The organism is Nostoc sp., assembly GCF_041747015.1.
Classification (GTDB): Bacteria; Cyanobacteriota; Cyanobacteriia; order Cyanobacteriales; family Nostocaceae; genus Nostoc.
Map to the genome: position 1 here is coordinate 1 of NZ_JBGTFY010000363.1, position 8655 is coordinate 8655.

Genomic DNA, 8655 nt, shown 5'->3' on the forward strand with positions numbered 1-8655 from the left:
TGAGTCTATTTCAGTTCAAGCAAGTGATAACTCAGAGAAACTAAAACCGCCAATTCAGGAAGTAAAACCAATTGTAGAAGCCCAAACTGCGGTAATAGAACCATCAGGAGATGTCAACTTATTGGCAGAACCGAATAAAGATATTGCTGTTGCTTCGTCGTCGCCTGATGGTTCTTGCTTTGCTCAAGATTCTGTATCAAAATTTTTACCCGAAACCAGAGTGATATATGAAAATCACTAGACGCAGGTACTTATTTTTGTGGTTCACAGGTTTGTTAATGGCTGTTGGCAAGCCATCCCGACTTATGGCTCAGGGTGTGAATAAAAATGTGCAACACAGTCAGGCGCAATTTTTGACTGCTCAAGGACATGAACAGTTAAATCAGGGGCAATATTGGGAGGCTCTTGCGACTTGGGAAGAAGCTACGAAGATTTATCGTCAACTCCGCTTAGATGAGGGTGTTACTGGAAATTTAATCAACCAAAACCTCGCCCAACAAGCTTTGGGGTTATACTCTAACGCCTACGATACCATGTTGTCAGCTTTAAAAATGGATAAGCGGATTTTTTCTTCAACGCTTAATCCATATAGAGAATTTGATGAAAAAGCACTTTATGCAACAATTCATCAAGTAAATCCAACGTCAGTAAATTTACTGGGATTACTAAATCTGGGCGATGTTTTACGTTTAGTCGGTAAGTTAAATGAGTCGGAAATAGTTTTAAAGGAAACGTTATCGCTCACTCAACAAATGAAACCAAAGGAGGAAGTTAGTTCAATTTTACTTTCGTTGGGGAATACTAAACACTTAATGTATGAGCGAGCGCACATCCAATACAAGTGGATAGAAGAACTAATTTACAAAAAAGAAACTCTTGCTAGGATGCATAAAAATGCACTCTTATCACTTGAGTATTATAAACAAGTGAATAACCTAGAAAAAGCTCCAGCAGGAGTAAAATTGCAAGCTCAACTATACAGTTTGAAGTTATTGTTTGATTTTGATAAATGGCTGAAAACAGAGTCAGAAGTAAATAATAGATTTACGGCTACTAAAACCCATATTAATCAACAGATTCAACCTTTAATAGACTTAATCATAAAAAACTCTTTCTCCTTTGATGAATTATCTGTTAGCCAATCTGCTTATGCGAAGCTAAACTTTGCTGATAGTCTAAGTAAAACTTCAAACAAACAATTACAGTCTATAGCTATACAGTATGTAGAGTCAGCCTTACAAGCCGCTGAAAGCATTAACAACCAAATTTTACAATCATTCTGTTGGGGGACTCTAGGCAAATTAAACCCAGAAAAATCACAAGGACACTTTAAGCAAGCTTTAGGATTTGCTCAATCAATTCAGGCATGGGATATCGCATACCAATGGCAGCAGCAGTTGGGTGATTTATACAGTCAACAAGGAAAATCTCAAGAAGCTTCCGATTTTTACGAAGCAGCTATTAGTAGCTTAACCCAAGTTCGTGCCAACCTTTTAGGGACTAATCCAGATACACAATTCTTTTTTTACGAAAAAGTAGAACCTGTGTACCGTAATTATATGCGATTGTTATTAGCAGATTCTCATTCCAACATAAAAAAAGTAATTAAAATAAACGAAGAGTTTAAAACAACAGAGTTAGAGAATTATCTTCAGTGTGGCAAACTTAACCTTGTAGCTTTAAATGAAATTCAAAACTTAGACACTCCCCTGACGATTATTCATATAATCGACTTAGCTGATAGCATAGAAGTCATCGCCCAATCTCCAGAACATTCTCTTCATCACCATTCTGTTAATTCTCAGCTAATTAGGGAACACATTAATAATCTTTTAGACACTTTGCAAGACAAGAATCTTGCTTATGCTGCTAAAGATGTGATTCTTTACCATTCTCAAGCACTTTATAAATTGTTAATTGCACCTATCAAATATTTGACTTCATCAAAAATATTAGTGTTTATTTTAGATGCCTCCTTTCAAAGTTTACCGATGGGTTTGCTTCATGATGGAAAAGATTATCTTATCGAGCGCTACGGTATTACAGGTACTCTAGGTTCTAGAGTACAACACCCAAAATTTTTAACTCGGAAACAGTCAAAAGTTCTAATTGCTGGACTCAGCAAGAAAAGCCCTAGTTTCAACGCTTCAAATGCTCCCAAAGGACTCAAAGCTTTACCAGGAGTGGAAGTAGAAATAGCTAATATAAAAAAAGAAATTTATTTTTCAAAAGTATTGTTGAATGAGGAGTTTATTAGCACATTATTAGACAAAGAATTGACTACAGACGATTTTTCAATAGTTCACCTAACTACTCACGCTCAATTTAGTTCTGTTCCTGACCGAACAATGATTTTTGCTTGGGATAAACCAATTACTATTTCAGAATTTAATGATTTACTCAAAGAAAAAACTCAGTCTAGCCAAGAAGGAATTGAATTATTAGTTTTGAGTGCTTGCCAAACAGCCAAAGGTAATAAGAAATCAGCGTTAGGAATGGCTGGAGTGGCAGCACAAGCCGGAGCCAGAACTACGGTAGCCACTCTATGGCAAGTAGATGCTGATTCCAGCGCTTTACTTATTAAAGAATTTTATCAAGGATTGAAAGATGGTTTGACTAAAGTCGAGGCACTACGTCAAGCACAATTGCAACTGATATCAAACCCTAAATACCAACACCCTTTCCATTGGGCAGCATTCTTACTTATTGGAGGCTGGCTATAATTTGATATGAGGTTAACGATTTTTCAACCATTTCAGCAATTTCAACCCTGATTGCACCTTATTCAATTCAGATGTATTAGCACTGCTCTTTGCTAATTGATCTGCTATCGTATAAGTCTGTTCCGCTTCTTCTGGTAACAATGCTCCTAAATAGCGATCGCCTAGTAGTCTGTAAATAGTTGGATTTTGACTACCTGCCATAACTCGTGCTTCTAATGTCTTAATTGATTCATCTAAAATAAGCTTTGACATATATATAGCATCTAAATCGCGGAAAGCGGCTTCATCAGGTGGCAATCCCAGGTCTTTGATTTGCTTGACTTCATCTATAATCCACTGAACATCATCAACAGGTAAAAGATGGACTACTAAGGGACTAGAATTCAGAGGTTGATCACCGTGGTTACTAATTACAGTGATTGTATACGTATTGCCATACTGTAATTCTTTTTGCTGTTTCGGATATGGCATAGTCATAGCATTTTTTACATCTGTTTCCCAATTAACACCATTGCCTTTTACTACTACTGTATAGCTATCAGCGCCTGCTACTGAGCGCCAAGAGATTTGTGGTCTATTATTTATAATTGAACTGCCGTAAGGACTAGTTACAATCGGCGCATTTTTTTCATCATCTGATCCTTTATAGTCATGTGTACAAGGAGCTACATTTAATACTGAACACTGTACAGCTTCGTTAGGTGGTGACGCACATATTTGTGCATCAAAAATAGTATTCTGCTTCAAATACATAATTTTTCGATTCATGAAACAGAGAACTTTGACTGTATTTCCGTTTTGAGGACTGATCCGCTCTCCCAGACACAAATATCTTCCCGATTTCAGTAAGCGATCGCCCGTGCTATAAACTCGACCACTTGGTTCATCACACAAATTCTTTTGCAATGTCCGTTGCTGTCCCCATGCACTACTTGTCAACAAAAGGATTAGCGTTGATATTGATACGAAGGTTGTAAATCGGCGGACTGCAAAGACTTTTTTAATTGGGCTAGATAGGGTAAGCATTACAACTTCTCAGAAAGCTAATTACTTTTTTCAGTTTAATCTAAGTAGAGAATAATTGATAGCGTCAAAGCCTGTTATGGGTTTGTCCCAATCTGTCGAGAAGAAGGCTTGAGCCTAATCCTTTGTAATACATCCCCCCGCCAACGGAAGACTTCTGGCACTTTCGACTCCAGTATCAAGCAAGCTTCCCAGTTAAGCCAGGAATTATCGTTATCACCCAAAGCTTCTTGAACTTGTGCCAGCAAGCAGTAAATGTCTGCTCTCTGAGCATCTAATTCTACGGCTTTTTCTAAATATTCCTTCGCTTGAACCAACTTATTCTGCTCTAACTTTGCCCAACCTAAATTTTTATATAATGCAGCTTGTAATTTGGGTTCTTTAGTTTTTTGTAACCCTTGTAATGCTAGAGCAATCGCCGCATCATATTTACGTTTTAAGTTTTTCAATCTTGAAAGATTATTGAAAACTGGGATTGCTTGACTATTAGTGTTTATAGCTAGCTGATACTGCTGCTCTGCTAAATCATTTTTCCCTTGCTCATCATAAAAAGTTCCTAATCCATAATGTCCTTCCCAATTATCAGGCTTCAATTTTAAAGCTTTCTCATAATTAGTACTCGCACACTCGAATTCATTTAATAATTGGCAAACAAAAGCTAAACTATTGTAAGTGTCTACATCTTGATTATTATATTTCATCGAGATTTCATAATATTTTTTAGCATCTCGCAAGTTTTGAGTACTACGAGATGCCTTATCAAAATAAAACTTAGAAATAGAATTTTTCACTTGAGTATTAATTTTTATAGCTGAGTCAAAAGACTCTTGTGCGCTTTGAGAATCATTTGCTGCCTCATATCTCTCTCCTTGAGCTACTAAGTAGTTAGCTGCTAGAGGTATAGATAGAAAGACACTCCCAAAAAATACTAAAACTATTAATGTATATCTGCTAAATATAAATATTTTAGAATTAGCTAATCTATAATTTTTAATTTGCTGAGGCAGTTTTTCTAAACGCTGCAAAATTACTTCAGTCGTTTGCGGACGTTGCCCTGGAGAAAGAGCCATCAACTCATCAAGAAAATCAGCAAAGGGTTGCTCAATCTGTAGTGCTTTATCTCTCCAAATTAGGTTTTGCGTTTTTTCATCTGTTGGTAAATTAATCAGTGAAATGCCAGTCACTAAATTTACAAGAGTTCGCCCCAAAGCATAAAAATCTGACTGTGGTACTGCTTTACCATTAATTTGTTCTAGTGGAGTATAACAAGGCGTAATAACAGATGTAATCTCGTAAGTACCTACTCTTGTACTAGTTCCTCCACTTCCACTAACTTTAGCCAAATAAGTATCAGTCACTCGCCGCGCAGTACCAAAATCAATTAATGCTAGCTGCCCGTCTGATTTGAGAATTATGTTGGAAGGTTTAATGTCTCTATGAAAAAATTCAGTATGATGTACTACGTCAAGAATTTCTACTAACTGTCTAAGCCACTCTAATGCCACAGATTGTGAAATTCGCTCGTTAGATTTTATCCATTGCTCCAAATTTTGTCCCTCAATCTTATCCATTACTAAACAGCGCAGTTCTAGAAGACTGTTGTTGGGAACAAAAGTGAAAAAGTCGTCTACACTACTTTTAGGAATATTTTGATGACGAATTCTTCGTAAAGTGATAGATTCCCGCTCAATCAACTCCCGTAGCTTAGACGAGTTCCATTTCAAAACTTTCATTACTCGTTGCTTATGCACAGGATTCCATTGCGTACCAAAGTCCTCTATTTCAAAAACTTCAAAGTAACTGTACGGGTCATCAGTAAGCGGTCTTAGTGCTTTGACAAGCCGAATACGGTTGTTAATCAGTAATGGAGTTCCACACGCCAAACAAGTTTCAACGTTATCGGGATTTTGTCGATGAGCGCAAAGGGGATTAATACAGTAACTCATATTTTAGTGTCACTAAATATATAATACTCCCCTTGAGCCAGTCCTTTTACTAACATACAACAGGAAAAGTGTCAATTAAGGGATATATGCAGTTTTATTTTAACCGTCCGGCTTTCTCTTGTACTGCTATAATCTCAGTGTTTTGCTGCTATTATGACTCTTTCTACTGTCCTCAGTAGAATATAAGCTGAGACGCGTTTAATTTTTCAAGCTGAAAACCTTACAGCAAGGCTTTCAGGCTCCAAAAAGTACAATTCAGATGCGCGACAGCTTAAGTACAAGAGAATTAAGTAGCAACATTAGGAATTCTTATAATACTTTTTACCAAAAAAATTGACTAAAACGGAGAAAATAAAATATTATTGAGTACAATGCTACATAATTGTTTAACTAAAACTTATCTATGAAATCCCTTATACGGGCATCTATTAATACTACAGTAAGATAGCTGGCATGGTTATGAATTTTAGTGCTCATCCAAAATTCCAATCTCCGGTTCCTTCCTCTGTTAATTTAAAAGTACAGGAACTTCCAAAAGTACTTTTCACAGTAAAAGTAACTCTTGACCTAGCTTTGGCTGTAGTAAATAACTTTGTATTGGCCAAAAAAGGTAGATACCTATCCGAGGCTGAAATCATTATTATGAAGGGAGCGTGGGATGACGATGACTACCAGGAGATAGCAAATAACTCAACTTACACCCTTAACTATTTACAAAGGGGTGTAGCTCCTCGACTATGGGATCTACTCTCCGAAACGATTGGGCATGGCGAACGGGTTGGGAAAAAGAATTTGCGGAATATTTTAGAGCAACTCACTGAAGAGTATTATGTTCAATCTGCGCCGAATGAACAGCAAGAATTCCCTGTTAGCCATTCTATAGAAGTCAAGGGACGTAGACCTTATAACGTACCTAATTTTTATGGACGAACAGAAGAATTAGCCAAAGTAAAAGAACTAATAACCAAGCAGCGATGCGTGATATTAGTAGGAGTAGCAGGAATTGGTAAAAGTGCATTAGCAGCGAAACTGATAGAAGAACTTAGTACAGGAGATCAGTTCGGGTTTGATTGCTTAATTTGGAAATCAGTGGCACATGCGCCCTCACTACAGGACTTGGTAGGTGATCTGCTAGAACTATTACAACCCTCAGAGTCTGAGTCAAGCTTACCTAAATCTACTCAGGCAATGCTCTCAGTTTTGATTAAACAGTTGCGATCACGTCGTTACTTGCTAATACTAGATGCTTTTGAAGCTTTATTTCAAAGAAATATTTTTCAGGAGCGGCTAGAGTACAGCTTGTTTTTCCGCCGATTGATAGAGGAACTAGATCAAAGCAGCTTGCTCTTAACGAGTCGAGCTTTACCTGATGAATTTGATGATCTCATAGCAACAGGGCATCCTATCCAAGAAATGAAGATAGAAGGTTTAGATCCAGATGCTGCAATGCAGCTTTTGTCTGCTAAAGGATTAGCTAACAAAGAAAATTGCAATCAACTGATTAAAATTTATCGTGGTAATCCTTCAGAAATTGAGGCGGTAGTTAATCGAATTAACCATTTTTTTGCTGGTAGTACCAAAAGATTTCTTGAAAACAAAACTACGTTTGTTAGCAGCAAATTTGAAACTATGCTCAATCAAATGTTTGGGCAGTTATTGAATCCAGTTCAGCAGCAAATTTTGATTTATATAGCTGAAGAAATGCTATTAAATCCAAAACCTGTTAGCTTTACGAAATTATTAGATAACATCAAACAGAAACAGAACCCATCTGTGTCAACCTTAGAATTAATAAAGGCAATAGAAAAACTTGAAAGACAGTCTTTGGTAGAAAGTATCAAAGACCCTATTACAAAAGAAATTAGCTTCAATTTACAACCAGTAATTAAAAAGTATATTGAGATAGATCCACTCGGATTGGTACATAGATATAATGCTGCACCTAATTTAGCGATCGCGTCTTAACAGAGGTATCCATGATTGCAAGAAAACTAGAACTAACAATCAATATCAACGAACTACCCAAATTTATAACCCTAGAGAATAGGTGGCAACAGTTTGAGATTGACTGCGACGGACGCATTGTGATAGTCGTAGTCAAATCTAAGATTTGGAAGAAACTTACCCAGGCTGCAAGTAATTACCCACAGTGGGTAGGAGCGATGTCTAACGACAAGCCGCGAAGCGTCTACGCTGGTAAACTCGGTCAGCAAACAGAAAATGGGTTCGTGCTGGAGGAACCCAATATACAAGTTTTCGAGCGCAAGCCCAAGGCAGAGGCAACACCCACGCCGGGGCTGCTTAAGCTACAGGGTAATCAAACCCTACATAGAGGTGCTACTAGCCCTCAGATTACCCCAAAAGGATTGTTAACAAGAGTGGAGGTCTAAAAGTAAAAATCAAAACGACGTTAGATACCAGATGACCAGAAGTTCTGTAAGATCAAAACGAACAAGAAAAGGAGGGAGATATACAATCGCACCAAAAACTTAAAGGACAAATGCCACTAAGGAGTAGGCGTTTTGTCCCAGACTTAAAAACAGAATAACCTCAGAGGGGGTTATCTCAAGAAAACCAAAGCAGTGGTAGTTAAAGTTTGACGGCTTTTATCCACTGACTGGTCAGACGAGATTGAATCCGCTGCTTCTCGTATTATACGAGAAGCCGCACGAAACGCACCAGTTTTGTGTGGTAATTTTGGCTGTCGAAATTGTAAAGATTTAGTAAAGTTAAATTTTATTAAGGAAAAACCCGAATTTCGTAGCAAAAATCCGTAGCAGCGCGAATATCAGTTACCAGTTACCAGTTACCAGTTATCAGTCAACATTTGATAACTGGTAACTGTTGACTGATAACTGATGCAACCCCCTCTGAAACTTGTAAACCGAGTTATCAGGGAAAATATCGTGATAAATAGCAAACCCAAGAGCGCAGTATTTGTTGAGCGCATGGGGTGTGATAGT

6 protein-coding genes are annotated in these 8655 nt (G+C 37.5%); 4 read left to right on the plus strand and 2 right to left on the minus strand.

The window, feature by feature from the left end; translation table 11 throughout:
- Both ACEW80_RS29000 and ACEW80_RS29005 read left to right on the plus strand, forming a co-directional pair.
- Positions 1-241 (plus strand): hypothetical protein (locus ACEW80_RS29000; RefSeq protein ID WP_373529920.1); only part of this gene is annotated, 241 nt, incomplete at its 5' end.
- Positions 228-2723, plus strand: coding sequence for a CHAT domain-containing protein (locus ACEW80_RS29005; RefSeq protein WP_373529921.1), 2496 nt, complete (start codon positions 228-230; stop codon positions 2721-2723). The genes ACEW80_RS29000 and ACEW80_RS29005, both read left to right, overlap by 14 nt.
- A 12-nt stretch (positions 2724-2735) precedes the next feature.
- Here ACEW80_RS29005 and ACEW80_RS29010 read toward each other — a convergent pair whose 3' ends face one another.
- Positions 2736-3749 carry a hypothetical protein gene (locus ACEW80_RS29010; protein WP_373529922.1) on the minus strand — a complete coding sequence of 338 codons (1014 nt, stop codon included), beginning with the start codon at positions 3747-3749 and terminating at the stop codon, positions 2736-2738.
- Positions 3750-3823: 74 nt separating this feature from the next.
- Positions 3824-5692: a tetratricopeptide repeat protein gene (locus ACEW80_RS29015; RefSeq protein WP_373529923.1), complete on the minus strand. Its 1869-nt coding sequence runs from the start codon at positions 5690-5692 to the stop codon at positions 3824-3826.
- 459 nt (positions 5693-6151) lie between these two features.
- Here ACEW80_RS29015 and ACEW80_RS29020 point away from each other — a divergent pair, with 459 nt between their 5' ends.
- Positions 6152-7657: an NACHT domain-containing protein gene (locus tag ACEW80_RS29020; RefSeq protein WP_373529924.1), complete on the plus strand. Its 1506-nt coding sequence runs from the start codon at positions 6152-6154 to the stop codon at positions 7655-7657.
- A gap of 11 nt (positions 7658-7668) precedes the next feature.
- Positions 7669-8082: a hypothetical protein gene (locus ACEW80_RS29025; RefSeq protein WP_373529925.1), complete on the plus strand. Its 414-nt coding sequence runs from the start codon at positions 7669-7671 to the stop codon at positions 8080-8082.
- Positions 8083-8655: the final 573 nt, after the last annotated feature.

Bases quoted from the DNA above. Each gene is read 5' to 3' on its own strand.
- ACEW80_RS29010 (WP_373529922.1), bottom strand. From the start codon at position 3,749: ATGCTTACCCTATCTAGCCCAATTAAAAAAGTCTTTGCAGTCCGCCGA.
- ACEW80_RS29025 (WP_373529925.1), top strand. From the start codon at position 7,669: ATGATTGCAAGAAAACTAGAACTAACAATCAATATCAACGAACTACCC.
- ACEW80_RS29005 (WP_373529921.1), top strand. From the start codon at position 228: ATGAAAATCACTAGACGCAGGTACTTATTTTTGTGGTTCACAGGTTTG.
- ACEW80_RS29015 (WP_373529923.1), bottom strand. From the start codon at position 5,692: ATGAGTTACTGTATTAATCCCCTTTGCGCTCATCGACAAAATCCCGAT.
- ACEW80_RS29020 (WP_373529924.1), top strand. From the start codon at position 6,152: ATGAATTTTAGTGCTCATCCAAAATTCCAATCTCCGGTTCCTTCCTCT.